Here is a 1,847-nt window from a genome sequence, read left to right as displayed (position 1 = left end):
CGGGCAGGGTCAGCAGCCTTAGGGTATGCCCCGTGGGCGCCGTATCGAAAATGACCACGTCATAGGGGGCCTCATCGTCCACCATCAGACGAGCCAGCCGCTCCAGCAAGGCGGCCTCCTGGGTGCCGGGAGACTGACGTGTCAGGCGCATCTGCCGCTCCAGCTCCTGCATCATTTCTGGCGCTGCTTGACGTCCTCCCCGCCCTAAAGGACGGGGATTCCAACTTCTTGAGGGCAACGTCCTGCCCCGAGGCTGAGGATATTCCGGGCCGCATTCACGTCCCGGTCGTGGAGTACACCACACTCCACGCACTCCCAGACCCTTACTCGCAACCCGTTGACGCCCTGCGGCCCGCTAAGCGAGCCGCACGACGAACAGGCGCGGGTGGTGTTGGTTTCGCGAACGACCTTGAAGACGATGCCTGCGTGAGCGCATTTATATTCCAGCATCGTTTTCAGTTGTGACCAGCCAGCGTCGTAGACGCTTTTGGCCATCCTGGTCTTCGCGAGCCTGGTTGAGGAAACATCGCCCACGACGATTTCGCCGTACTGGTTGACGAGTTTCCGGGAAAACTTGTGCTGCGCGTCCTGGCGACGGTTCTTGATCTTGGCGTGAATAGCTTTTACCCGCCGCTTGTTGCGGGCACGTTGGGCTGTCGCCAACTGGTCTTCCATGCGGCGGTAGAAGCGGCTGTTTTCCAGCCTTCCTCCATCGCTACAGGTGGCCACATCCTTGAGCCCAAGGTCGATGCCAACGGCGCCCTGCCCAAGCGTCGGCTGCACGTCCACCTCGACCGCAACATTGAAATACCACCGGCCCCGGCTATCTTCGTTGAAACTGCCGGCACGGAACTTGTATGTCGACAGGCCGTAGCTATCCCACACCTTGAAGTAGGTGCCGTTGTGAAATACCTGCCCGTTCTTCCACTTGGCCGCGCCGGTATTGACCGGAATCCAGCCAAGTGAGCGGCGTACACCGCCGGACTTGCGCCAATTCAAGCGGGGCTTTTTGAACTGCTTGCGGCGGGCAACGTATTCAGCAGCGATGCATTGCAGCGTTTGGCTGTGCAGGCCGAGGTCCTTGCCAGCACCCTTGGTATAGGGGTGCATGTCGTAGGCAGACAGAAACAGACCTTTCTCCCGAATGGCTCGGGAAGACAGTTCGTTGAGGTAGTTCCAAACAAAATTCACGCTGCGGGCCATGCGGTTAAGCTCGGCGGCGTGTTTGTCCTTCACTCGAACCTTGAGGGTCTTGGTCTGCTTCATGGCTTCGAATATACTTGGTCTATGGAAACCAAACAAGCTATCAGAACAGGAAGACACTGCGTTTTTAAACTCCATGCCCATTTGGTCTTTGTCACCAGGTATCGGGGCAAGGTGTTCACCGGCGCGCATCTCAACTCCCTCGAATTGCTTTTCGACCGAGTGTGTCGGGACTTCGAGGCGGAGCTACAGGAGTTCAACGGTAAAACCGATCACGTCCATTTGCTTGTCAACTTTCCACCCAAAGTGGCGGTATCCAGGCTGGTGAATAGTTTGAAGGGGGTATCCAGCCGGCGGATGAAGTTACTACACCCTGAACTGGTGCAGCCCGCCTACCGGAAGAACTCGCTGTGGAGTCCAAGCTACTTTGCGGGAAGTGTCGGAGGCGCCCCCCTGAGCATGGTCAAGCAGTATATTGAGCAACAATCGAGGCCGGACTAGGGGCGCTCTCGCGCCCCTCGCTATCCATCCTCGCACTAGAAGTACGAGGTTTTTCGCGATGTTCGATAAACGTAGTGCCAATCAAATGAAAGCGCTATGGCGTTCAGGTATTCGAAAAGGGCCTAGCCCATCCAGTAGAGTCC

The 1,847-nt window shown here is 57.5% G+C and carries 3 protein-coding genes; 1 reads left to right on the top strand and 2 read right to left on the bottom strand.

Features of this window, described 5'->3' with window-relative positions:
- On the bottom strand, window positions 1–172 hold a 172-nt coding region (locus NFR51_RS10955; protein ID WP_277613165.1), incomplete at its 3' end, for an ArsA-related P-loop ATPase.
- A 32-nt stretch (window positions 173–204) separates the two neighbouring features.
- Window positions 205–1,266 carry an RNA-guided endonuclease InsQ/TnpB family protein gene (locus NFR51_RS10950; protein ID WP_016914375.1) on the bottom strand — a complete coding sequence of 354 codons (1,062 nt, stop codon included), beginning with the start codon at window positions 1,264–1,266 and terminating at the stop codon, window positions 205–207.
- Between the two features lie 21 nt (window positions 1,267–1,287).
- Between NFR51_RS10950 and tnpA the strand changes: the two genes are divergently transcribed.
- On the top strand, window positions 1,288–1,704 hold the full coding sequence (gene tnpA, locus NFR51_RS10945; protein ID WP_154518904.1) for an IS200/IS605 family transposase: 417 nt from the start codon (window positions 1,288–1,290) through the stop codon (window positions 1,702–1,704).
- Window positions 1,705–1,847 lie beyond the last annotated feature (143 nt).

This window comes from Lactococcus ileimucosae (genome assembly GCF_943193185.1).
Taxonomy (GTDB): domain Bacteria; phylum Bacillota; class Bacilli; order Lactobacillales; family Streptococcaceae; genus Lactococcus; species Lactococcus ileimucosae.
This window is presented reverse-complemented; position numbering and strand designations above follow the sequence as displayed.

Excerpts from the sequence above, each read along its gene's own strand:
- tnpA (WP_154518904.1), top strand. The coding sequence starts at position 1,288 with ATGGAAACCAAACAAGCTATCAGAACAGGAAGACACTGCGTTTTTAAA.
- NFR51_RS10950 (WP_016914375.1), bottom strand. The coding sequence starts at position 1,266 with ATGAAGCAGACCAAGACCCTCAAGGTTCGAGTGAAGGACAAACACGCC.